Annotated in this window: 21 protein-coding genes; 7 read left to right on the top strand and 14 right to left on the bottom strand. The window is 71.5% G+C overall.

Translation table 11 applies throughout. From position 1 onward, the window contains the following. Window positions 1-3: 3 nt before the first annotated feature. Window positions 4-699, top strand: coding sequence for a response regulator transcription factor (locus tag QEZ54_RS15245; RefSeq protein WP_281305243.1), 696 nt, complete (start codon window positions 4-6; stop codon window positions 697-699). Continuing rightward, the gene (locus QEZ54_RS15250) at window positions 696-2,015 is read left to right on the top strand and encodes a HAMP domain-containing sensor histidine kinase (RefSeq protein WP_281305244.1); all 1,320 of its coding nucleotides are present in this window, start codon (window positions 696-698) and stop codon (window positions 2,013-2,015) included. Before QEZ54_RS15245 ends, QEZ54_RS15250 begins: the two co-directional genes overlap by 4 nt. A 300-nt stretch (window positions 2,016-2,315) precedes the next feature. Here the strand turns inward: QEZ54_RS15250 and QEZ54_RS15255 are convergent, their stop codons facing one another. From QEZ54_RS15255 to QEZ54_RS15265, 3 genes are read right to left on the bottom strand one after another with little or no spacing between them, the layout of a single operon-like run. Further along, window positions 2,316-3,875 (bottom strand): glycoside hydrolase family 3 N-terminal domain-containing protein, encoded by a 1,560-nt coding sequence (locus tag QEZ54_RS15255; RefSeq protein WP_281305245.1) that lies wholly within the window; start codon window positions 3,873-3,875, stop codon window positions 2,316-2,318. A 57-nt stretch (window positions 3,876-3,932) separates the two neighbouring features. Further along, the gene (gene hisS, locus QEZ54_RS15260; protein ID WP_281305246.1) at window positions 3,933-5,267 is read right to left on the bottom strand and encodes a histidine--tRNA ligase; all 1,335 of its coding nucleotides are present in this window, start codon (window positions 5,265-5,267) and stop codon (window positions 3,933-3,935) included. Between the two features lie 36 nt (window positions 5,268-5,303). Next, complete coding sequence (locus tag QEZ54_RS15265; RefSeq protein WP_281305247.1) at window positions 5,304-5,993, bottom strand: MBL fold metallo-hydrolase; 690 nt, start codon at window positions 5,991-5,993, stop codon at window positions 5,304-5,306. A gap of 305 nt (window positions 5,994-6,298) precedes the next feature. Between QEZ54_RS15265 and QEZ54_RS15270 the strand changes: the two genes are divergently transcribed. The 3 genes from QEZ54_RS15270 (at window position 6,299) to QEZ54_RS15280 (ending at window position 8,375) form a co-directional block, all read left to right on the top strand. Then, a complete protein-coding gene (locus tag QEZ54_RS15270) occupies window positions 6,299-7,264 on the top strand; it encodes a peptidylprolyl isomerase (protein ID WP_281305248.1) in 966 nt (321 codons plus the stop codon). A 27-nt stretch (window positions 7,265-7,291) separates the two neighbouring features. Then, on the top strand, window positions 7,292-8,119 hold the full coding sequence (locus QEZ54_RS15275; RefSeq protein WP_281305249.1) for a peptidylprolyl isomerase: 828 nt from the start codon (window positions 7,292-7,294) through the stop codon (window positions 8,117-8,119). 109 nt (window positions 8,120-8,228) lie between these two features. Next, window positions 8,229-8,375 carry a GPGG-motif small membrane protein gene (locus QEZ54_RS15280; protein WP_281305250.1) on the top strand — a complete coding sequence of 49 codons (147 nt, stop codon included), beginning with the start codon at window positions 8,229-8,231 and terminating at the stop codon, window positions 8,373-8,375. A 116-nt stretch (window positions 8,376-8,491) separates the two neighbouring features. Here the strand turns inward: QEZ54_RS15280 and QEZ54_RS15285 are convergent, their stop codons facing one another. The 8 genes from QEZ54_RS15285 to ruvC all read right to left on the bottom strand — a co-directional run bounded on the left by QEZ54_RS15285 (window position 8,492) and on the right by ruvC (window position 17,347). After that, window positions 8,492-10,765: a bifunctional (p)ppGpp synthetase/guanosine-3',5'-bis(diphosphate) 3'-pyrophosphohydrolase gene (locus QEZ54_RS15285; protein WP_281305423.1), complete on the bottom strand. Its 2,274-nt coding sequence runs from the start codon at window positions 10,763-10,765 to the stop codon at window positions 8,492-8,494. Between the two features lie 266 nt (window positions 10,766-11,031). Further along, window positions 11,032-11,589 (bottom strand): adenine phosphoribosyltransferase, encoded by a 558-nt coding sequence (locus tag QEZ54_RS15290; RefSeq protein ID WP_281305251.1) that lies wholly within the window; start codon window positions 11,587-11,589, stop codon window positions 11,032-11,034. Window positions 11,590-11,673: 84 nt separating this feature from the next. Then, the gene (gene secF, locus QEZ54_RS15295; RefSeq protein WP_281305252.1) at window positions 11,674-12,768 is read right to left on the bottom strand and encodes a protein translocase subunit SecF; all 1,095 of its coding nucleotides are present in this window, start codon (window positions 12,766-12,768) and stop codon (window positions 11,674-11,676) included. Beyond that, the gene (secD, locus tag QEZ54_RS15300) at window positions 12,765-14,594 is read right to left on the bottom strand and encodes a protein translocase subunit SecD (protein WP_281305253.1); all 1,830 of its coding nucleotides are present in this window, start codon (window positions 14,592-14,594) and stop codon (window positions 12,765-12,767) included. Before secD ends, secF begins: the two co-directional genes overlap by 4 nt. Before the next feature lie 78 nt (window positions 14,595-14,672). Continuing rightward, window positions 14,673-14,960 (bottom strand): preprotein translocase subunit YajC, encoded by a 288-nt coding sequence (gene yajC / locus QEZ54_RS15305; RefSeq protein WP_281305254.1) that lies wholly within the window; start codon window positions 14,958-14,960, stop codon window positions 14,673-14,675. A 193-nt stretch (window positions 14,961-15,153) separates the two neighbouring features. Continuing rightward, the gene (gene ruvB, locus QEZ54_RS15310) at window positions 15,154-16,218 is read right to left on the bottom strand and encodes a Holliday junction branch migration DNA helicase RuvB (protein ID WP_281305255.1); all 1,065 of its coding nucleotides are present in this window, start codon (window positions 16,216-16,218) and stop codon (window positions 15,154-15,156) included. Next, entirely contained in the window at window positions 16,215-16,811 is a 597-nt protein-coding gene (ruvA, locus tag QEZ54_RS15315; RefSeq protein ID WP_281305256.1) for a Holliday junction branch migration protein RuvA, read from the bottom strand. Before ruvA ends, ruvB begins: the two co-directional genes overlap by 4 nt. Further along, window positions 16,808-17,347, bottom strand: coding sequence for a crossover junction endodeoxyribonuclease RuvC (gene ruvC, locus QEZ54_RS15320; protein WP_281305424.1), 540 nt, complete (start codon window positions 17,345-17,347; stop codon window positions 16,808-16,810). The genes ruvA and ruvC overlap by 4 nt, the downstream gene beginning before the upstream one ends. Before the next feature lie 176 nt (window positions 17,348-17,523). Between ruvC and QEZ54_RS15325 the strand changes: the two genes are divergently transcribed. Then, on the top strand, window positions 17,524-18,297 hold the full coding sequence (locus QEZ54_RS15325) for an alpha/beta fold hydrolase (protein WP_281305257.1): 774 nt from the start codon (window positions 17,524-17,526) through the stop codon (window positions 18,295-18,297). Between the two features lie 164 nt (window positions 18,298-18,461). On the opposite strand, the gene QEZ54_RS15330 is transcribed toward QEZ54_RS15325, so the two are convergent. Both QEZ54_RS15330 and QEZ54_RS15335 read right to left on the bottom strand, forming a co-directional pair. After that, entirely contained in the window at window positions 18,462-19,070 is a 609-nt protein-coding gene (locus QEZ54_RS15330) for a TetR/AcrR family transcriptional regulator (RefSeq protein WP_281305258.1), read from the bottom strand. A 12-nt stretch (window positions 19,071-19,082) separates the two neighbouring features. Next, window positions 19,083-20,687: an MFS transporter gene (locus QEZ54_RS15335; protein WP_281305259.1), complete on the bottom strand. Its 1,605-nt coding sequence runs from the start codon at window positions 20,685-20,687 to the stop codon at window positions 19,083-19,085. 294 nt (window positions 20,688-20,981) lie between these two features. Between QEZ54_RS15335 and QEZ54_RS15340 the strand changes: the two genes are divergently transcribed. Next, a complete protein-coding gene (locus QEZ54_RS15340) occupies window positions 20,982-21,761 on the top strand; it encodes a VOC family protein (RefSeq protein ID WP_281305260.1) in 780 nt (259 codons plus the stop codon). A gap of 115 nt (window positions 21,762-21,876) precedes the next feature. On the opposite strand, the gene QEZ54_RS15345 is transcribed toward QEZ54_RS15340, so the two are convergent. Further along, window positions 21,877-22,164, bottom strand: a complete 288-nt coding sequence (locus tag QEZ54_RS15345) for a 4a-hydroxytetrahydrobiopterin dehydratase (protein WP_281305261.1) — start codon at window positions 22,162-22,164, stop codon at window positions 21,877-21,879. Window positions 22,165-22,252: the final 88 nt, after the last annotated feature.

Here is a 22,252-nt window from a genome sequence, read left to right on the forward strand (position 1 = left end):
ACCATGCCCCTCGTACTCGTCGTGGAGGACGACCCCGCCATTCGCGACGCCCTCGGCAACGCGCTGACCACCGCCGGCTACGCCGTGCAGACGGTCGGCACCGCGCTGCAGGGACTGCGCTCGCTCACCGGCGAGCACGGAAACCGCCCCGACCTGGTAATCCTCGACCTGGGTCTGCCCGATCTGGACGGCGCCGACGCGCTGCGGATGATGCGCGCCGTCAGCGACGTACCCGTCATCGTCGCGACCGCGCGCCGCGGCGAGCACGACGCGATCCGCCTGCTCAACTCCGGCGCCGACGACTACATGACCAAGCCGTTCTCGGCCGCGCACGTCGCCGCCCGGGTGGCGGCGGTGCTGCGGCGCACCCAGCCGCGCACCGAGACCCCCGACACGGCCGTGGAGATCGGGCCGCTGCGCCTGGACGAGCGCACCCGGACCGTCTCCCTCAACGGCGTCCCCCTCACCCTCACCCGCAAGGAGTACGACGTGCTGGCCTACCTCGCCGCCCGGGTCGGGCGCGTGGTGACCCGCCGGGAACTGTTCACCGAGGTGTGGCAGCAGCCGTTCGTCGGCGCCGACCAGACCCTCGACGTGCACCTGTCCTGGCTGCGGCGCAAGCTCGGCGAGACCGCCGCGCAGCCCCGGATGCTGCGGACGATCCGCGGCGTCGGCGTGATGCTGGTGCCCCCGTCGTGAGGGCGGTGCTGGCCCGCGGCACGCTCGCGGTGACCTCCATGGTGGCGCTGGCGTTCCTGGTGCCGCTGGCGCTGGTGACCAAGCAGATCGCCGCCGACCGGGCCCTGGTGGACGCCCGGCAGCAGGCCGCCGCCGCGGTCACCGCGATGACCGTCGCCGCCGACCGGGCCGAACTGGCCCGCGCCGTCGCCGCCACCGTCGCCTGGCCGCAGCACCGGATGGCGGTGCACCTGCCCGACGGGGCCCCGCTGGGCGCGACCCACGCCCGCCCCGAGGACGTCGCCCTCGCCGCGGCGCGGGGCGGGGCGCTGACCGCCGACGTCACGGGCGGGGTGGTGCTGCTGCAGCCCGCGGCGCTGGACGGCGGACGTACCGCGGTGGTGGAGGTGTTCGTGCCCGCCGGTGAGCTGACCCGGGGCGTGTCCACCGCCTGGTGGTCCATGGGGGTGCTCGCGACGCTGCTGGCCGCCGCGTCGATGGTGCTGGCCGACCGGCTCGGCGCCCGCGTCGTGCGCGCCACCCGCTCGCTGGCCACCGCTTCCCGCGCCATCGGCGCCGGCGACCTGACCGTACGCGTGCAGCCCGACGGGCCGCCCGACCTGGTCGACGTCGGCGAGGCGTTCAACGCCATGGCCGACCGCCTCAACGCCGTCATCGACGACGAGCGCGAACGGGCCGCCGACCTGTCGCACCGGCTGCGTACCCCGCTGACCGCGCTGCGCCTGGACACCGACGCGCTGCCGCCCGGCCCGGCCAGCGACCGGATGCGCCAGGCGGTGGAGGCGCTCGACGCCGAGATCGACGCCATCATCGCCGGCGCCCGGCGTACCGTCGCCGAGCGCGCCGCCGAGCAGACCGACCTCGTGGACGTGGTCGCCGACCGGCTGGCCTTCTGGTCCGTGCTCGCCGAGGACCACGGCCGCCCCTGGCAGGTGCACGGCGCCGACGGCCCGGTCTGGCTGCAGGTGCCCCGCGCCGAGGTGATCGGGGCCGTGGACGCCCTGGTCGGCAACATCTTCCGGCACACGCCGCAGGGCACCGGCTTCCGCCTTCAGGTGACCGGCAGCGGCCTGGTGGTCGAGGACGCGGGCCCCGGCATCGCCGACCCCGAGGCCGCGCTGCGGCGGGGCGTGAGCGGCGGCGGCTCCACCGGCCTGGGCCTGGACATCGTGGTACGGGTCGCCCGCCAGGCCGGCGGCGCGGTCACCGTCGACCGCAGCGACCTCGGCGGCGCCCGCATCACGGTCACCCTCGCCCCGGTCCCCGCCACGACGCCCCCCGCCCCCACCCGCTTCCGCCGCGGCCTCCCCACCTGACCCACCCCCCACCCCCCCCGCACCACCCCACCCCCCGCACCACCCCCACCCCCTTTCATCGACGTTGGCCTATTACGAAGACACGTTCGGCGCGCCGGGTCCTCGTAATAGGCCAACGTCGATGCCACGTGCACCCCATGCCGCCCTGCCCCGCCCCGCGCCGCCCCGCGCCGCCCCGCCCGTCACGAAAATAGACGCTGGCCTATTACGAAGACTGAAACAAGATCAAAGTCAACGTAATAGGCCAACGTCTATCGCAGAACGAGGCGGTCGCCCACTCGGGCGCGGCGCAGGCCGCGGTCAGGCGGTGTGGCCCGCCAGCAGCTCCGCCGCCGCCTGGCCGCACACCGCAGCCGCGCCGTACGTCGCCACGTGCGTCCCGCCCACCGGCTCCCCGGCGGGCACCCCCATCTCCACCACGACCGTGTCCGGCCGCGCCGCCACCACGCCGTGCAGCAGCTCGCGCAGCCACGGGTGCCGGTGCGGGTCCCGGCACACGAGCACCGGCGTGCCGCCGTTCAGCCCGGCCAGCACCTCCCCGACCGTGCTCTCCTCGCCCAGCCGCACCACCGTGGTGTCCGGCCGCAGCGCGCGCAGCGGCTCGCCGACGCCCCACGGGGTGCTGGCCTCGATGGCGAGGTTCGTGGCGGTGGTGAATTCGATGACGTGCGCGGGGCCGGGCAGCGGCAGCCGCTGCTCGCCGCTGACGCGCAGGGCCCGGCGGGCGGCGTCGAGGCCGACGGTGGGCCGGTTGGCCGCTTCCCACTGGGCGGCGGCGGCGGCGCGGGCCGCGCGCAGCCGGGCGCTGTCGGCGGCGAACGCGGCGACCCGCTCGGCGGCCTCGACCAGGCGGCTCTCGGGCAGCTGGCCGCTGACCACGGCGTCGACGATGGAGTTGCGCAGCAGCTCCACGGTGGCCTCGTCGGCCTTCTCACCGCCGACGCAGATGGCGTCGGCGCCCCCGGCGATGGCGAGCACCGCGGCGCCGCCGAGGCCGTACCGCTCGGAGACGGAGGCCATCTCGATGCCGTCGGTGACGATGAGGCCGGTGAAGCCGAGCTGTTCGCGCAGCAGCTCGACCAGCACGGACGGGCTCATGGTGGCGGGGCGCTGCTGGTCGAGCGCGGGCACGAGCAGGTGCGCGGTCATGATCGAACGTACGCCCGCGTCGATGGCGGCGCGGAACGGCGGCAGCTCGACCAGCCCGAGCCGGGCGGCGTCGACCTCGATGACCGGCAGCCCGTGGTGGGAGTCGACGCCGGTGTCGCCGTGGCCGGGGAAGTGCTTGGCGCAGGCGGCCACGCCGGTGGATTGCAGGCCGCGCACCCAGGCGGCGGTGTGCCGGGCCACCAGGGCCGGGTCGGCGCCGAACGACCGTACCCCGATGACGGGGTTGTTCGGGTTGTTGTTGACGTCGGCGGTGGGCGCGTAGTTCATGGTGATGCCCGCGGCGGCCAGCTGCGCGCCGATGTCGGCGGCGACGGCCTCGGTCAGCGCCGGGTCGTCGACGGCGCCGAGGGCGTGGTTGCCGGGGCGGCGGCTGCCGGTGGCCACGTCGAGGCGGGTGACGTCACCGGACTCCTCGTCGACGGCGATGACCAGGTCGGGGTTCTCGGCGACCAGCGCGGCGGTCAGGGCCGCGAGCTGCACCGGTTCGACGATGTTGCGGGAGAACAGCACGACGCCGCCGAGGCCGTCGTTGAGCCGCCGGCGCAGCCACTCGGGCGGGGTCGTCCCCACGAACCCGGGCTGCAGGACCGCGTCTGCCAGCCGGAACAGGCCACGGTCGGGCAGCGGACGACGCGTCCCCGGCGCGGGGACGGCGGGCGCCGGGGACGTGCGGTGATCGGTCGTGGTCATGCGCGTGCAGCCCCCCGGTTCGGGTATGGAGAGCCACAACACTATTACTAAAGTTTACTAATTAAAAGTACCTTCCACCGCGGGGTGCAGATCGCTACTCGGTGGATTCCACTGTCCGGCGGCCGCCTCGACCTGATCGCCCGAGCGGATGTCCTTCACCGTGTCACCGGCCCCGTCCTGGCCGGGGAACCACACGTACGGGATGCCGCGCCGCTCGGCGAAGCGGATCTGCTTGCCGAACTTGGCCGCGTTGGGCGAGACCTCGGTGGCGATGCCGCGCGAGCGCAGCGTCGCCGCGATCCGGTCGGCCGCGCGCCGGTCCTCCTCCGCCGCCACCGCGACGACCACCACGGTCGGCACCGAGCGGCTCGCGGTCACCGCGTTCTCGCCGAACAGCGCGCCGAGCAGCCGGCTCACGCCGATCGAGAGCCCGACCCCGGGGAACCGGTCGTTGCCGGACTCGGCCAGGTTGTCGTAGCGGCCGCCCGAGCAGAGCGAGCCGTAGCGCTCCAGCCCGGCCAGCTGCGTCTCGTACACGGTGCCGGTGTAGTAGTCCAGGCCCCGGGCGATCTTCAGCTCGGCCCGGCACAGGCCCGGCGAGTGCTCGTTGGCCGCCTCGACGACCGCGGCCAGCTCGGCCAGGCCCTCCTCCAGCAGCGGATCGGAGACGCCGAGCTTGCCGACCTCGTCCACGAAGGAGGCGTCGTGCGCGGAGATCTCGGCCAGCGCCAGGCACAGCTTCGCCTGCGACTCGGCCACGCCGAGGGCCGCGAGCTCCGCCGTCACCCCGGCCGGGCCGATCTTGTCGAGCTTGTCCAGCACCCGCATCACGGCCTCGGCGTCCTCGATGCCGGCGCCGGTGTAGAAGCCCTGCAGCACCTTGCGGTTGTTGACCAGGATGGTCGCCTTCGGCACCGGCAGGCCCGCGAGCGCGTCGCCGATGACCAGCGGCAGCTCGGCCTCGTAGTGCGCGGGCAGGGTGTCTCGGTCGACGATGTCGATGTCGGCCTGGATGAACTCGCGGTAGCGGCCCGCCGCCGGGCGCTCGCCGCGCCACACCTTCTGGATCTGGTACCGGCGGAAGGGGAAGTGCAGCTTGCCCGCGTTCTCCAGCACGAAGCGGGCGAACGGCACGGTCAGGTCGAAGTGCAGGCCGAGGCTGGCGTCGGAGGCGTCGTTCGGGTCCGCCTGAAGGCGGCGCAGCACGTACACCTCCTTGGAGGTCTCGCCCTTGCGCAGCAGCTGGTCCAGCGGTTCGACGGCGCGGGTGTCCAGCGAGGCGAAGCCGTAGAGCTCGAAGGTGCGCTGGATGCGCTCGAGGAAGCGCTGCTCGACGATGCGCTGCGCGGGCAGCCACTCGGGAAAGCCGGACAACGGCATGATCTTGCTCATGAAAGTCTGCTCCTGAGGAAAGGAAGGTCGCGCGGTCTACAGGCCGCGGCGGGGTCCGGGCGAACCCAGACCGCGCAGCCAGGGGTTGTGCGCGCGTTCGCGGCCGATGGTGGTGGAAGGGCCATGGCCGGGCAGCACGACGGTCTCGTCGGCCAGCGTCAGCACCTTGTCGCGCAGGCTCGCCGCCATCAGCGCGTCGCTGCCGCCCGGCAGGTCGGTGCGGCCGATGCCGTCGCGGAACAGCACGTCACCCGAGAAGCAGGTGGGTTCGCCGTCCGCTCCGGGCATCCGGAACATCACCGACCCGCCGGTATGGCCCGGCGCATGGTCGACGGTGATCTCCAGCCCGGCCAGCGACAGCACGGCGCCGTCCTTGAGCTCGGCGACGTCGTCGGGCTCGGCGTAGGGCAGCCGGCCGCCGAACATGGCGGTCAGATCCATCGACAGCGCCTTGGCCGGATCGGCCAGCAGCTCCCGGTCGTCCGGGTGGATCCACGCGGTGATCCCGCGCGCGCCGCAGACGGGCGCCACGGAGAAGGTGTGGTCGAGGTGGCCGTGGGTGAGCATCACGGCGGCGGGCCGCAGCCGGTGCTGGGCCAGGACCTCGTCGAGCCGGTCGACCACCCCGATACCGGGGTCGACCACGACGCACTGCTCACCGGCGGCGGGGGCGACCACGTAGCAGTTGGTCCCGAAAGCCTGTGCCGGAAAGCCCACGACAAGCACGACGACGATCCCCTTTCCACTGGTACGGACCAGCCTAGTGCGCGTGCCGAACCGCATCCGTCCCGGACACCCACCGGGTTCGTGCGACGCTGCTCACGCCTCGGAAATGATGATCGGTCATGTTCGGCGGCCTCGCATATCCCTTTCCCAGGGTTTACCCGTACACTCGCTCGGACGTGTGGCGCGGCCCACGCAAACCGTTACGGCAGTGCCGACGGCGCGTGATACCGACACACCACCCCTAACGTGATAAAGGTGACACGGTGGCTGTGGCTGCCGCGGTCAATGGTGACAGGAGGAGTCGGGTGGCTTCGAGCAATACCCGGCAGCGCAAGCTGGCCCGCGCCAAGGTCGACCGGCAACTCGCCCGGCGGGCCGAGACCACGCGCCGCTCGCGGCAGCTCAAGGCGGTCTTCGGCGGTCTGCTCGCGATCGCGGTCGTCGCGGTCCTGGGCATGTGGAGCTTCGGCGTCTTCGACGCGAAGCCCGCGGAGACTCCGGTCGCCGAGACGTGCACCTGGGATCCGCGCGACACCGCGGCCAACACGCAGCTCACCGACGTGGGCAAGCCGGCGGCCAACGGCATGCCGACCTCGGGCACCTCGGCGATGACCATCGCGTTCAACAGCGGCAACGTGGTCGCCAAGCTCGACCGCGACGTCGCCCCGTGCGCCGCGGCCAGCCTGAAGTACCTGGCCGACGCCGGCTACTACAACAACACCAAGTGCCACGAGATCACCCGTGGCGCCGAGCAGTTCGCGCTGCGCTGCGGCGACAAGTCGGAGTCGGGCAACGGCGGTGCCGCCTACGGCTGGTACCCCGAGAACCAGCCCGCCGAGGTCGCCCCGGCCGCGTCGGCCGACCCGTCCGCCGCCCCGTCGGCCAGCGCCTCTGCCGCCGCCTCCGCGGCGCCGAGCGCCTCCCCCAGCCCGGCCGCCGCGCCGCGCTACAAGGCCGGCACGATCGCGATGCAGCCGACGCTGACCGGCAGCCAGTTCCTGATCTTCTACCAGGACTCGAACAGCACCGAGACCTACTCCATCGTGGGTGAGGTGACCGACGGCCTCGACGTGATCAAGAAGATCGCCGAGCAGGGCGCCATCGACAATGGCAACGGCGCCAAGACCAAGCCGAAGAAGGACGTCGTCATCACCACGCTGACCGTGGTCGACAGCACCTCGCCCTCCCCGTCGGCGCCCGCCTCGCCGCAGGCGTCGGCCAGCGTCGCCGCCAGCCCCAAGCCCACCGCGTCGGCTTCCACCGCCAGTTGATCATCAGTTAGCCAGGAGGACAGACCCGTGAGTTCCACGATCCAGCGCCAGCGTGCCGCGGCTCGCGCGCGGCTCGAGCGCCAGATGGGCGAGCGGCTCGAGGAGTCGCGCAAGCGCAAGCAGCGCAACGCCGTGATCGGCGCCGGCCTGGCGCTGCTGCTGGTGGTCGGCGGTGTGGCGTGGGCAGTGGCCGCCATGTCCGGCGACGACGACAGCACCACCAACCCGGCGGCGGCGCCGAGCCCGGTGGCCCAGCAGTGCACCTGGTCGCCCGAGGACACGACGGCGAACAAGAACCTGAAGGACGTCGGCACGCCGCCCACCGCGGACATCGCCGACAAGGGCACCCAGACGATGACCATCGCCCTGAACTCGGGCACGGTCGAGGTCGAGGTCAACACCGCCAAGGCGCCCTGCACCGCGGCGAGCATGACCTACCTGGCGGGCAAGAAGTTCTTCGACAACACCAAGTGCCACCGGCTCACCACCGAGGGCATCAAGGTGCTCCAGTGCGGTGACCCGAGCGGCACCGGCATGGGCGGCCCGTCCTACAAGCTGGCCGAGGAGAACCTGCCCAACGTCACCGACCCGACCACGGCGTACCCGCCCGGCACCATCGCCATGGCGAACACCGGCCAGCCCGGCAGCACCGGCAGCCAGTTCTTCATCGTGTACGACACCAGCCAGCTCGGTCCGAACTACACCGTGCTCGGCAAGGTCACCAAGGGCCTCGACGTGGTCAAGAAGATCGGCGAGGCCGGCGCGGTCAAGGACGGCAAGTCCGCACCCGACGGTGAGCCGAAGAACCCGGTCACCATCAGCTCCATCACGGTCACCCCGCCCAGCGCGAGCTGACCAGGCACCACACGAGGAAGGGCGGGCCCGCTGCGGGCCCGCCCTTCCTCGTATCCGGCCTCAGCAGCCCCGGTTCGATCTAGAATGGGGACGAGAGGCAGGTGCGGACATGACATTTCTGCTGTGGATCCTCGCCGTCATCCTGGTCGTCGCCGGCATCTTCGCGCTGGTACGGCGCCAGATCCTCTGGGGCATCGTCCTCATCGTCGTCGGCCTGCTGGTCGGCCCAGGCGGGGTGAGCATCTTCACCCACTGACGACCTCGCCCTCCCGCGCTCCCGGGGCCATGCGCCCCGGGCTTAGGGCAGTTTCGGGGAAAGTGCACGAATCACGGACGCGATTCGTGCACTTTCCCCGAAAATGTATTCAAGGATCACGCCCCGGAGGTCACCCGGTAGGCGTCCATGACGCCCTCCACGCCGCGTACGGCGTTGAGCAGGTGGCCCAGGTGCTTCGGGTCGGCCATCTCGAAGCTGAACCGGCTGACGGCGATCCGGTCGCGGGTCGTGGTGACCGTCGCGGACAGGATGTTCACCCGCTCCTCGCTCAGCGCCCGGGTGATGTCGGCCAGCAGCTTGTGCCGGTCCAGCGCCTCGACCTGGATCGCGACCAGGAACATCGAGCCCGCGGTGGGCTTCCAGGTCACCTCGACCAGCCGCTCCGGCTGCGCCTTCAGATCCGGCGTGTTGACACAGTCCTCGCGGTGCACCGAGATGCCGCCGGAGCGGGTCATGAACCCGTAGACCGCGTCGCCGGGCACCGGGGTGCAGCAGCGTGCCAGCTTGATCCACACGTTGGAGACGCCCTGGACCTGGACACCGGGGTCGTGACCGGGCGCCCGGGTCCGGCTGGGCCGGGTGGGCATCGTGGTCTCGGCGATGTCCTCGATCGCGCCTTCCTCGCCGCCGTACCCGGCGACCAGGCGCTGGACCACCGACTGGGCCGACACCTGGCCCTCGCCGACGGCCGCGTAGAGCGACGTGATGTCGCTCAGGTGCAGCTCCCGGGCGATGGCGAGCAGGCCGCCCGCGGTCAGCAGGCGCTGCAGCGGCAGGCCCTGCCGGCGCATGGCGCGGGCCAGCGAGTCCTTGCCCGCGTCGATGGCCTCGTCGCGCCGCTCCTTGTTGAAGTACTGCCGGATCTTGGTGCGGGCCCGGGACGACTTGACGAAGCCGAGCCAGTCCTGGGTCGGGCCGGCGGACTCGGACTTCGAGGTGAAGATCTCCACCACGTCGCCGTTGGACAGGACCGACTCCAGCGGCACCAGCTTGCTGTTGACCCGGGCGCCGATGCACCGGTGCCCCACCTCGGTGTGCACCGCGTACGCGAAGTCGACCGGGGTCGAGCCGTTGGGCAGCGCGATGACCTCACCCTTGGGCGTGAAGACGAAGACCTCCTGGCTGGACAGGTCGTGGCGCAGCGCGTCGAGGAACTCGCCCGGGTCGGACGTCTCCCGCTGCCAGTCGAGCAGCTGCCGCAGCCAGGTCATGCCGTCGATGTGGCTGGACGGGCCGGCCACGGTCGAGGAGGCGTTCTTGGCGCCCTCCTTGTACTTCCAGTGCGCCGCGATGCCGTACTCGGCGGTGCCGTGCATGGCGTGGGTGCGGATCTGCATCTCCACCGGCTTGCCGTTGGGGCCGATCACGGTGGTGTGCAGCGACTGGTAGAAGTTCATCTTCGGCATGGCGATGTAGTCCTTGAACCGGCCGGGGACCGGTTGCCAGGCCGCGTGGATCACGCCGAGCGCCGCGTAGCAGTCGCGGACGGTGTCGACCAGGATGCGCACGCCCACCAGGTCGTAGATCTCGTTGAAGTCGCGCCCGCGCACGATCATCTTCTGGTAGATCGAGTACAGGTGCTTCGGCCGCCCGGTGACCTTCGCGTTGATCTTCGAGCCGCGCAGGTCGGACTGCACCCGCTCGGTCACCGCGCGCAGCAGGTTGTCGCGCTGCGGGGTGTGGTCGGAGACCAGCCGCTGGATCTCCTTGAACCGCTTCGGGAACAGGGTCGCGAAGGACAGGTCCTCCAGCTCCCACTTGACCGTGTTCATACCGAGGCGGTGCGCCAGCGGGGCCAGGATCTCCAGCGTCTCGCGCGCCTTCTGCTCCCGCTTGGCCTGCGGCAGGAACGTGAGCGTACGCATGTTGTGCAGCCGGTCGGCCAGCTTCACCACCAGCACGCGCGGGTCCTTGGCGGTGGAGACGACCATCTTGCGGATCGTCTCGGCCTTCGCCGAGTCGCCGAGCTTGACCTTGTCCAGCTTCGTGACGCCGTCGACCAGCAGCGCGACCTCGTCGCCGAAGTCGGCCCGCGCCTGCTCCAGCGTGTAGGGCGTGTCCTCGATGGTGTCGTGCAGCAGCGCCGCCACCAGCGTGGTGGTGTCCATGCCGAGGTCGGCCAGGATGCTCGCCACCGCCAGCGGATGCGTGATGTACGGGTCGCCCGACTTGCGGAACTGGCCCTCGTGCCACTGCCGGGCCGTCTCGTACGCCTTCTGCAGGACCTTGATGTCGGCCTTGGGGTGCGCGGCACGGTGGGCCGCGATCAGCGGCTCCAGCTCCTCGCTGACGCTGGCCGACTGCCAGGGCGCGTTGAAGCGCGACAGGCGCGCCCGCACCCGCCGCCCCGACGGGACGGCGCTGAACATGCCGAGCTGGTTGGTGCCGGGCGCGGCCCGCACCTCGGGCGCCGCGCTGCCGTCCTCGGCGGGTGCGGTGGCCACGGGCGGGTCGGCCGGGGCCTTGGCGGTCGCGCCAGCCGGGGCGCCCTTCGTCGCCTTGGCCGGAACACCGCCACTGGCCTGCACCGACTCGGCCACAGCCACATTAGGGGCGACTTCGGAAGACAACGGCCGCTCCTTCAGAAGAGGTTCGGATAGCCCATGCTACCTGGGATCGTGCCTGCTGGGTCAGCTCAGACCCGCAGCAGTGCGTGTACGGGCCGTCCGGTCAGCCGTTCGCGGCCGTTCAGGAAGCCCAGCTCGATCAGCACCAGGAAGCCGGAGAGCTGCCCACCGGACCGCTCGACCAGGTCGAGGGTCGCCTCGGCGGTGCCGCCGGTGGCCAGCACGTCATCGACGACCAGCACCCGCTGCCCCGACGTGAACGCGCCCTCGCTGATCTCCAACGTGGCCTGGCCGTACTCCAGCGCGTACGAGGCCGAGTGGGCGGGTCTGGGCAGTTTGCCCGCCTTGCGCACCGGGACGACGCCCTTGCCCGCCGCGTACGCCACCGCGGCGGCGATGACGAAGCCGCGCGCCTCTACGCCCACCACCACGTCGAACGTGTCCGTGCCGTAGTGGCCCACGATCACGTCGATCAGCTCGCGGAAGGCCGCCCCGTCGGCGAACAGCGGGGTGAGGTCCTTGAACATGACCCCAGGCTGGGGGAAGTCAGGCACGTCCACGACCAGCTCGGCCACCCGGGCCGCGGTGAGCGGACCACTGTCACCCTGCAGCACATCGTTCGTCACGCGCTCACCCTAACCGGAACCGTCCGAGAAAGGGACAGGCCCGGCACCCTGAGGGGTGCCGGGCCTGTGTGGTAAAACGCGCGGTCAGCGGCGCTTGGTCGCCGGACGGCCGGTCGGGCGGACCGGCTTGGCGCCCGCCTTCGGCGCCGAGGTGGCACCGACGACGACCGGCTGGCCGGGCACGCCGCTCGCGGCCGCCTTCGCCGTGGACGACCGGCGGGCGAGCACCCGCTGGGTGTGGTTGGCGATGACCGGGTCCATCTCCTTCAGCCACACCAGCACCGGGGTGGCGAAGAACAGGGACGAGTAGACCGCCATGGCCATACCGATGAACAGCACCAGGCCCAGGTCCTTCAGCGTGCCCGCGCCCAGCAGGCCGGCGCCGATGAACAGCAGGCCGCCGACCGGCAGCAGCGCCACCAGCGAGGTGTTGATCGACCGCATGAAGGTCTGGTTCAGCGCCAGGTTCGCCGCCTCGGCGTACGTCGTGGTGCTGGAGGCCGTGATGCCACGGGTGTTCTCCTGCACCTTGTCGAAGACGACGACGACGTCGTAGAGGGCGAAGCCGAGGATGGTGAGGAAGCCGATCACGGTCGACGGCGTGACCTCGAAGCCGACCACGGAGTAGACCGCGGCGGTGGCGACCAGGTCGAAGATGAGCGAGGCGACCGCGGCCGCGGCCATCCGCCACTCGAACCGGATGATCAGGTACGCCGTGACGACCAGCAGGAAGATGCCCAGGCCCAGCAGCGCCTGGTCGGTGACCTGCTCGCCCCACGCGGGGCTGACCACGTCGTCGCTGATCGTCTTCGCGTCGATGTTGAGCTTCGTCGCGATGGACTCCTTGACCGCCTTGGTCTGGGTGTCGTCCAGCGCCGAGGTGCGGATCAGGTAGATCGCGTCACCGATCTGCTGCGCCGGGACCAGCGTCGCGTCGGGCCGGACCGCCTTGACGGCGTCGTCGACACTGCGCTCGACGTCGGCCAGCGAACCGGCCGTGACCGGCACCGAGAACTGGTTGCCACCGGAGAACTCGATGCCCGGCTTGAAGCCGATCAGCACGAGGCTGAGCACGGCCAGCAGCAGCACGCCACCGGCTACGCCGAACCACAGCTTGCGCCGCTCGACGATCTTGAGTCCGGCCTCACCGCGGTAGAGGCGGGATGCGAGACCACTCATGCCTTAGCCTCCTTGGCTTCGTGCAGCACGCGGCCGAGGCCGCTGACGCGCGGGGACAGGAACGCGTCGGTGCGGGCGAACAGCGCCATGATCGGGTAACGGAAGAGGAACACCACGATCAGGTCGATCAGGGTGGCCAGACCCAGCGCGAAGGCGAAGCCCGCCACCGCGCCGGTGGAGACCAGGTACAGCACCAGCGCCGCGAGCAGCGAGATCGCGTTCGCGGTGAGGATGGTGCGGCGTGCCCGGGTCCAGGCCCGCTGGACGGCGCTGCGCGGCGCGCGTCCCTCGCGGATCTCGTCCTTGAGTCGCTCGAAGTAGATGACGAACGAGTCCGCCGCGACACCGAGTGACACGATGAAGCCCGCGATACCGGCCAGGGTCAGCGTGAAGCCCATGGTCCGGCCGAGTACCACCAGCGCCAGGAAGGTCAGCACCGCCGAGAGCACCAGCGAGAGCGTGATGACCGTGCCGAGCAGGCGGTAGTAGAAGAACGAGTAGATCACGACCAGCAGCAGGCCGATGCCCGCCGCCAGCAGACCCGCCTGCAGGTGCTCGCCACCCAGGGTCGCCGTGATGGTCTGCGTCTCCTGCCGCTCGAAGGTCATCGCCAGCGAGCCGTAGTTGATGCCGTCGGCCAGCGCCTTGGCGGTGTCGACGGTGAAGTCACCGGTGATCTGCGACCGGTCGGTCAGCACGCCCTGGATGGCCGGGGCCGACAGGATCGTGTTGTCGAGCACCACCGCGACGCGGCAGCGGCCGTCGGTGTCGACCGCGGCGGGGTCGCACTTCGGGTCGCCGCTGTTGTTGAAGGCTTCCTTGGTGAGCTCGGTCCACTTGTCCTGGCCCTCGCCGGAGAACGTCAGGTTGACCACCCAGCGGCTGGTGCCCTGCTCGATGCCCGCGGTGGCGGTGTCGACGTCGGTGCCGGCGACCTTCGCGATGTCCAGCAGGTTCTTAGCCGTGCCGTCGCAGGCCACTGCCTTCTTGCTCGCGTCGCGGATCGAGCCGGCCACGCGCGCGTCGAGCTTGTCGCAGGTCACCTGCGGCACGTAGTACTGGATCTCCACCGGGAGCGCGTTGATCTCGGCCGGAGTCAGGTCGGCGAACGGCTTGAGCACCTGGATGGCCGCGGGGTCGGACGGCACCGCGGTCAGCGCCTTGGCGGCGTCCCAGGCGGCCTTGCCGACCTTGGCCTGCACCTGCGCCTCGGTCACCGGGCCCTCGGCCTGGGCGGCCGGGCTCGCCGCGGCGGAGGCCGAGGCGGACGGGGTCGCGCTCGGAGCCGCGGCCATCGCGCCGCCGCCGCCGGAACCGGACGCCTTGGGCGACGGGGTGCCGGAGGCGCTCGGCTTGGCCGACGCGGACGCCGACGGCTTGGCCGAGGCGGACACGGTGGGGGTGGGCACCGGGGCGGTCGCCGCGCCGCTGCCGTCGGTCGTGTTGAGGACCTTGCGGAAGAACATCTGCGACGCCTGGCCGACATCGCGGATGGCGTCGTTCTCCTTCTTCGCGACCTGGATCACGATGAGGTTGTTGCCCTGGGTGACGACCTGGGCCTCGGCCACGTTGAGGCTGTCGACCCGCTGCTGGATGATCTGGCGCGCCTGCTCCAGCTCTTCGGGCTTGGGCGGAGCCCCGGTGTCAGTCACTGCCTTGAGGGTGACCCGCGAGCCGCCGACGAGGTCGAGTCCGAGCTGGGGGGCCAGGCGGTCACTGAAGCCGCCCTTTCCGCCGAACCAGGCCAGGCTGGCGAGGATGACGAAGATGGCGCCGAGCAAGGCGAGTTGCCGCCCGGGGCGCATCTGTCCCTGAGGTGGTGCCACGGCTGTCGAGTCCTTCTGGGAATGGGTAACGGATGGGAGTACGCCACGGCCGGGACGCGGCCGTGGCGTGGGGGTTCCTTACTTGTCTTCCTGCACGGGGTTGTCCACCACGTGCTCGGTCGGTGCGGTCGTCTGCGAGACCACGCGACCCACGGCCTGACGCGCGTAGCGCGCCGTTACACCGGGCGAGATCTCCAGCGTGACACTTTCGTCGTCGACGCCCACCACCGTGCCGTACAGGCCGCCGATCGTGATGATCTGGTCGCCGGCGCCGAGTGCCTTCTGCATCGACTCGGCCTCTTTACGGCGCTTGGACTGCGGTCGGATGAACATGAAGTACATCAGGCCGAAGAGAAGCGCGATCATGAGGAGCGGAGTCCAGCCCCCGCCGCCCGATGAACCACCCACGATGTGACCTTTCCACACGGCCCCGCGGCGCGGCATCGCGCGCCGACGGTGGCGACTGTCGTCCGTTCGGACCGCGCGAAGTCTAGTCGGTGTGCTGACGATCGCACACTTGCGGTGCGGATCACGTTAAGATCACGGCCCGGCCAGGAGCTCAGGTATCCGGCTGACTGTCGGCGGAGAACAGGTCGGGGACCCCGGTGGTACCCGACCCGAACGTACCATTCGGGGGATTTTTCCCGAGATGCCGCCACGCACCGGCAGTGGCGACGCGACCCCGGGGCGTGCGCGCCAACAGCCCCGCGCGCACCAGGAACGGCTCCACCACCTCCTCCACCGTGTCGGGTTGCTCACCCACGGCCACGGCGAGGGTGGACAGGCCGACCGGCCCGCCCCCGAACAGTTCCACCAACGCGACCAGCACCGCCCGGTCCAGGCGGTCCAGGCCGGCCTGGTCGACGTCGTACACCTTGAGCGCAGCCCGGGCCGCCGTCACCGTGACCACGCCGTCGCCCCGCAGCTCGGCGTAGTCGCGCACCCGCCGCAGCAGGCGGTTGGCCACGCGCGGTGTGCCGCGGGACCGGCCGGCGATCTCGGCGATGCCCTCGGCGGTGGCGGCCACCCCGAGGATCCGCGCCGAGCGCTGCAGCAGCACCGCCAGCTCGGCCGAGGTGTAGAACTCCATGTGCCCGACGAAACCGAACCGGTCCCGCATCGGCCCGGTCAGCAGACCCGCCCGCGTGGTCGCGCCGACCAGCGTGAACGGCTCCAGATCCAACGGGATGGCGGTGGCGCCCGGACCCTTGCCGACCATCACGTCGACCCGGAAATCCTCCATCGCGCTGTAGAGCAGCTCCTCGGCGGGCTTGGCGATGCGGTGGATCTCGTCGATGAACAGCACGTCACCGGCCTGGAGGCTGGTGAGCACGGCCGCGAGATCGCCGGAGCGCTCGATCGCCGGGCCCGAGGTCATCCGCAGCGCCCCGCCCAGCTCGGCCGCCACGATCATGGCCAGCGTGGTCTTACCGAGACCCGGCGAGCCGGAGAACAGGATGTGGTCGGGCGGGCTGCCCCGGCGCATCGCGCTGTGCAGCAGCACCTCCAGCTGCTCGCGCACCCGCTCCTGGGCCACGAACTCCGACAGCCGCTTGGGCCGCACCGACGCTTCGGCGTCGCGCTCCTCCGGTGAGGCCAGGGCACTGACCAGTGAATCGGTCATCGCGACTTGCCCAGCATCCGGATCGCCTGGCGCAGCAGGTCAGGCACCGGGGGCACCGTGCCGTCGATGGTCTCGGCCACCGCCGACACCGCCTGCTCGGCCTGCGCCGCGCTCCAGCCCAGGCCGATGAGGCCCTGGCGGACCTGCTCGGTCCAGGCCGTGGGCCGACCGCCCTGCGCGGGTACGGCCGAGACCGGCCCGATCTTGTCGCGCAGCTCCAGCACCAGGCGCTCGGCGCCCTTCTTGCCGATGCCCGGCACCCGGGTCAGCACGCCGGTGTCGCCGTGCGCGATGGCCGCGCGCAGCACGTCCGGCGTGTGCACCGCCAGCGCCGCCTGGGCCAGCCTCGGCCCGACCCCGGTGGCGGTCATCAGCAGCTCGAACAGCTGCTTCTCGTCGTCCTCGGCGAACCCGAACAGGGTCAGCGAGTCCTCCCGCACGATCAGCGTGGTGGCCAGCCGGGCCGGCTGCCCGACCCGCAGCGAGGACAGCGTGCCCGGCGCGCAGTGCACGCTCAGGCCGACACCGCCCACTTCCACCACCGCCGCGTCCGCGCCGACCGCGGCCACCACCCCGGCAACACTCGCGATCATCGTGCCTCTCCTCGTGACGTCGCCTTGCGTACGGCCTCACCCAGGCGGTCGCGGGTGCCGCCGCGCCAGATGTGGCAGATGGCCAGCGCCAGCGCGTCGGCGGCGTCCGCCGGCCTCGGCGGGGCGTCCAGCCGCAGCAGCCGGGTGACCATCGTGGTGACCTGCTTCTTGTCGGCCTGACCGGAGCCGGTCACGGCCGCTTTCACCTCGCTGGGAGTGTAGGTGCGCACCGGCAGCCCGGCTCGCGCGGCCGCCAGCACCGCCACCGCGGCCGCCTGCGCGGTGCCCATCACCGTACGCACGTTGTGCTGGGCGAACACTCGCTCGACCGCGACACTGTCCGGCTGGTGGACGCGGATCAGCTCGGCGAGGCTGGTGTCCAGGTGCAGCAGCCGGTCGGCCAGATCCAGGTCCGGGTCGGAGGTGACCACGGTGTAATGGACCATCGCGCACGGGCGGCCGGGCACGCCCTCGACCACCCCGACCCCACACCGGGTCAGTCCCGGGTCGACGCCCAGCACCCGCCGCTGCCGCACCTGCACCTGTGGTCACTCCCGTCGCCGTACGTGTGTACGACACCCTAGTGGACGCCTCCGACTTCGTACGCGCCACCGCACCGCCCGGGACAACCGATCCGAGGTCCTATGTGGTGACTACGATGTCGTGGGAGCGTTCCCGGCGCATCCCGCCCCACATCCTCGGAGGAGACATGGTGAGACCGCGCAGGCTCGCGGCCGCGCTCGGCACGCTGGCCGCCGTACTGGCCCTGACCGCGTGCACCGGCATGCCCGCCCCGGCACCCAGCCCGACCGGCCTGAACTCCGGCGCCGACTGCGGCCTGCCCGACGGCGTCCGGCAGACCCGCTTCGGCTCCGACATCGGCGCCGACCTGGGCGGCATCATCCTCGGCGACGGCCGGACCGGGGTGGTGCTGGCGCACCAGAACCAGAGCGACCTGTGCCAGTGGCTCGACTACGGCGTGGTGCTGGTGCAGCGCGGCTACCGGGTGCTGCTGTTCGACTTCGGCGGGTTCGGCGTCTCGTCCGGCGGCTCGTCCACCAACGCCCAGCAGGTCGCCGCAGCCGCCATGGTGCTGCGCGCCGACGGCGCGACCTCGATCGTGCTGATGGGCGCCTCGATGGGCGGCACCGCCGTGCTGATCGCCGCGCCGACCGTCACGCCCCCGCCGACCGCGGTGGTGGCGCTGTCCGCGCCGACCGTGTTCAGCGGCAACGCGCTCGACGCGGCGCCGAAGCTGACCATGCCGGTGTTCTACGGCGCGGGCGACGGGGAGGGCAGCTTCACCCGGATGGCCAAGGAGCTGTACGACCTCACCCCCGCCACCGCCAAGAAGCTCGTGTACGGCCCCGGCACCTTCCACGGCGTCTCGCTGCTGGACAGCGGCACCAGCCCGCTCACCCTGGCCCTGACCGACTTCCTCACCGCCAACGCCCCCGCCCTGCCCCCAGCCACCCCGACCTCCTGAGCCGTGCTTCCGGGCCGCCGACCCGGCCCACCTGGCATTGACGATGGCCTATCTAGAACACGAGTCGCGAAGAATCGTCCTCCAGATAGGCCAGCGTCAATGCCAGGTGGTGCCGCATACCGGCGCTCGCGGCCACGACCAGGCCACGACCCGCCGCAGGCGTATCAGGCGAGCATGCCGCGCAGCACCATGTCGACGATCTGCTCCGGCAGCGCATCGCCGTCCAGCGCCGGATTCCACCGCAGCATCCGGTGCATCAGCACCGGGCTGATCAGCGCGGTCACCGCGATCTCGACATCCAGGTCGGCCCGCAGCTCCCCGCTGGCGACCCCGCGCCGCAGCACCTCGCGCATCACCTCGCGCCGGGGCTCGGCCAGCTCCTGCCAGATCCGCCAGGCCGCCTCGCTACGGGCGACCTCCGGCCACAGGCACGGCATGATCTTGACGGTGCGCTCGTCCTTGTGCCCGACGACCGCCAGCAGCTGGACCAGGTCCTCGCGCAGGGATTCCCCGCGCGGCTGCTGCGGCGTGCCCTTGAGCTTGAGCAGCGTCTCCAGGAGCAGCTCGTCCTTGCCGGGCCAGCGCCGGTAGATGGTGGCCTTGCCGACCCCGGCGCGTGCGGCGATCGCCTCCATGCTCAGCGCCTCGACGCTGACGCCGTCGGCGAGCAGGTCGAGCACCGCCTCGATGATCGCGTCGTGCGCGCGGGAGCTGCGCGGACGCCCCTGCGTCCGCGCAGCCGCCGTTGCCGTGGTGTCGGCAAGCTCAGTCATGGTGACCGAACCTTACCCGACCTGCGCCAGCTCGGCGTCGCGATGCGACCCGTCGCGGCCGTCGACCGGGCCCGCCTGGCCGGGGACCGCCGGGGCGGCCTGGGCCCTGCCGGGCATCCAGCGCAGCACGACCACCACCGCCACCAGGGCCACCAGCGCCGAGCCGAGGGAGGCCCAGTGCATGGCGTGCACGAACGCTTCGTCGGCGGCACCGGTCAGCGCCTTGCCCGCCTGGCCGAGCCGCTCGGCGACGCCGTACGCGCCGGAGATGGATTCGCTGGCGATGTCGCGCGCCGCCGGGGGCAGTGCCGTGGTCGCGCCCTCGACCTGGTCGCGGTAGATGCCCGCGACGATCGAGCCGAGCACCGCGATGCCCAGCGCCGAGGCGACCTGGCGCACCGTGTTGGAGACGGCCGAGCCGACGCCCGCCTTCTCGCGGGGCAGGCTGGCCATGATGGTGTTGGTGGCCGGCGGCATCACGTTGGCCATGCTGGTGCCCAGCAGGAAGAAGCTGACCGCCACGATCCAGACGGGTGTGTCGACCTGGAGGGTGCTGAGCAGCCCGAACGTGGCCGCGGCCAGCAGCAGGCCGGTCGCCGCGGTGGTGCGTACGCCGAAGCGCTTGACCACGGTGCTGCTCAGCGGCGAGAACACCAGCTGGCCCACCGCGAACGGCACCAGCAGCGCGCCGGTCTGGATCGGCGAGTAGCCCCGCACCAGCTGCAGGTAGAAGCTGATGAAGAACAGGCCGCCCATGGACGCGAAGAAGATCAGGCCGACCGCCGTGACCGAGGCGGAGAAGCGGGCGTTGCGGAACAGCCGCACGTCCAGCGAGGGGTGCGTGGTGCGCGCCTCCCACCAGATGAACGCCGCGAGCACCACCACGCCCAGCGTGATCGAGGCCAGCACGCTCGCCCGGCCGAAGCCGTGCTCGCCCCCGTCGACGATGCCGTAGACCAGCGCGACCAGGCCCAGCACCGACAGCAGCACTCCGGCGATGTCGATCCGCCCCGGCTTGGGGTCACGCGACTCGGGCACCAGGATCGCGACCGCGACCAGGCCCAGCGCGATGATCGGCACGTTGATCAGGAAGACCGAGCCCCACCAGTAGTGCTCCAGCAGGAACCCGCCCAGCAGCGGGCCGATCGCGACGGCCAGGCCGACCGCGCCGGCCCACAGGCCGATGGCCTTGGGGCGCTCGCGCGGCTCGAACACGTTCGCGATGATCGACAGGGTCACCGGCATGATGGCGGCGCCGCCGACGCCCATGAGGGCGCGGGCGCCGATCAGCTGGGCTGGGCTGTGGGCGTACGCCGACAGCAGTGACGACGCCGCGAACGCCAGCAGGCCGAACATCAGGAAGCGCTTGCGCCCCCAGCGGTCGCCCAGCACGCCGAAGCTGAAGAGCAGACCGGCGAAGACGAGGGTGTACGAGTTGATCGCCCATTCGAGCTGGCTCTGGGTCGCGCCCAGCCCGTGGACGGGGTCGGCGAGCGTACGCATCGCCACGTTGAGCACGGTGTTGTCGAGCACGACCACGAGCAGGCTCACCACGAGCACGGCCAGGATGGCCCAGCGCCTCGGGTGGCCGGTCTGCGGCGCAGATTCCACGTTCATCCCCCAGGGTTTCGATACGGGAACGTCTCGTATCGCATGCTGGACGCTACGCCCCCCGTTGTCGATACGGAACAGTGCCGTATCGAAAGTGACCCAGCACACTGCCCATCGCCCGAACGGGTGACACGGGCTCCGCTCGCGGCCGGACCGCACCCCCGCGACCAGCACCGTCCTATCGACACGGCGATGGTGCCGGATTCGTCAGGTTCGGCCCGATTCGCGTGCCACCATCGGGTGGCGGGACGGCGTCGTGCGGACGAGCACCGCTGCCCGCCCAGCGCGGAGGAGTTGTTGATGGCCAACGCATTCGGCGTCCCGACCTGGGTCGATCTGAGCACCACCGATCTGAAGGCGGCGACCGAGTTCTATACCGATCTGTTCGGCTGGGAGGCCGAGGTGTCGCCCGAGCCGGAAACCGGCGGGTACACCACCTTCCGGCTCGACGGCCGGGCCGTGGCGGGCGCCGGCCCCATCGAGGGCGGCGAGCACCAGCCCGCGCTCTGGACCACGTACGTCGAGGTCCACGACGCGGAGCAGACGGCGCGCGACGTCGCCGAGGCGGGCGGCAGCGTGCTGCTCGAGCCGTTCGACGTGCACCCGAACGGCAAGATGGCGGTCTTCCTGGACCAGGCGGGCGGGATGTTCGCCGTGTGGCAGCCCGGCAGCGCGGGCGGCGGCCAGCTGTTCCGCGTGCCCGGCACGCTGGCCTGGAACGAGCTGACCACCCGCGACACCGACGGGGCGAAGGAGTTCTACGGCGCCGTGTTCGGCTGGGACGCGCACGACCTGCCGTTCGGCTCGGTGACCTACACCGAGTGGCAGGTCGCGGGGCGCTCCATCGCGGGCATGATGCCGATGGAGGGCGACGACTGGCCGGCCGACCTGCCGCCGCACTGGATGGTGTACTGGCACGTCGCCGACACCGACCTGGCCGCGCGGCGGGTCGAGGAGCTGGGCGGCGTCGTGTGCGTACCGCCGACCGACATCCCGCCTGGCCGGTTCGCCATCTGCGAGGACCCGCAGGGCGGGGTGTTCGCGGTGATTCGGGTGGGTGCGGAGCGGCTCGCGGGCTGAGCGGCGTCTCGGGCGGGCTCGCCGCTGCGCGCGGCAGGCGTTAGGAAGGGCCCCTTCTACACTGACGTGCGATAAGAAGGGTCCCTTCCTTACCAGCGCCCCGCGCGGGGCGGCTTCAGGCGGAGAGGATGGAGTCGATCTCGGCGGCGAGGCGCAGGTCGAGGTCCGTGACGCCGCCGCAGGCATGGGTGGCGCAGTGGAACGACAGCGTCCGGTAGCGGATGTCGATGTCGGGATGGTGGTTCATCCGCTCGGCGATCTCGCCCACCCGCGCCACGGCGTCCAGCGCCGCGGCGAAACTCGGCAGGTTGACCGTCCGGCAGATCTCGTGCACGTCCCCGGTCCACCCCGGCAGGCCGGTCAGCCCGCGCTCCAGCTCCCCCGGGTTCAACAGTTCGACCATAGGAACCATGATGTCCGAGATTCCGCGCCGCACATGCTGATCGGGGGCACTTCGTCCGCAATGCGACGAAAAGTGCCCCCGATCGGAG

Origin of the sequence: Catellatospora sp. KI3 (assembly GCF_029948125.1) — a bacterium.
GTDB lineage: Bacteria > Actinomycetota > Actinomycetes > Mycobacteriales > Micromonosporaceae > Catellatospora.

Bases quoted from the DNA above. Each gene is read 5' to 3' on its own strand.
- QEZ54_RS15245 (WP_281305243.1), top strand. From the start codon at position 4: ATGCCCCTCGTACTCGTCGTGGAGGACGACCCCGCCATTCGCGACGCC.
- QEZ54_RS15255 (WP_281305245.1), bottom strand. From the start codon at position 3,875: ATGACCACGACCGATCACCGCACGTCCCCGGCGCCCGCCGTCCCCGCG.
- hisS (WP_281305246.1), bottom strand. From the start codon at position 5,267: ATGAGCAAGATCATGCCGTTGTCCGGCTTTCCCGAGTGGCTGCCCGCG.
- QEZ54_RS15280 (WP_281305250.1), top strand. From the start codon at position 8,229: ATGACATTTCTGCTGTGGATCCTCGCCGTCATCCTGGTCGTCGCCGGC.
- QEZ54_RS15285 (WP_281305423.1), bottom strand. From the start codon at position 10,765: ATGTTCAGCGCCGTCCCGTCGGGGCGGCGGGTGCGGGCGCGCCTGTCG.
- secF (WP_281305252.1), bottom strand. From the start codon at position 12,768: ATGAGTGGTCTCGCATCCCGCCTCTACCGCGGTGAGGCCGGACTCAAG.
- yajC (WP_281305254.1), bottom strand. From the start codon at position 14,960: ATGATCGCGCTTCTCTTCGGCCTGATGTACTTCATGTTCATCCGACCG.
- ruvB (WP_281305255.1), bottom strand. From the start codon at position 16,218: ATGACCGATTCACTGGTCAGTGCCCTGGCCTCACCGGAGGAGCGCGAC.
- ruvA (WP_281305256.1), bottom strand. From the start codon at position 16,811: ATGATCGCGAGTGTTGCCGGGGTGGTGGCCGCGGTCGGCGCGGACGCG.
- QEZ54_RS15330 (WP_281305258.1), bottom strand. From the start codon at position 19,070: ATGACTGAGCTTGCCGACACCACGGCAACGGCGGCTGCGCGGACGCAG.
- QEZ54_RS15335 (WP_281305259.1), bottom strand. From the start codon at position 20,687: ATGAACGTGGAATCTGCGCCGCAGACCGGCCACCCGAGGCGCTGGGCC.
- QEZ54_RS15340 (WP_281305260.1), top strand. From the start codon at position 20,982: ATGGCCAACGCATTCGGCGTCCCGACCTGGGTCGATCTGAGCACCACC.
- QEZ54_RS15345 (WP_281305261.1), bottom strand. From the start codon at position 22,164: ATGGTCGAACTGTTGAACCCGGGGGAGCTGGAGCGCGGGCTGACCGGC.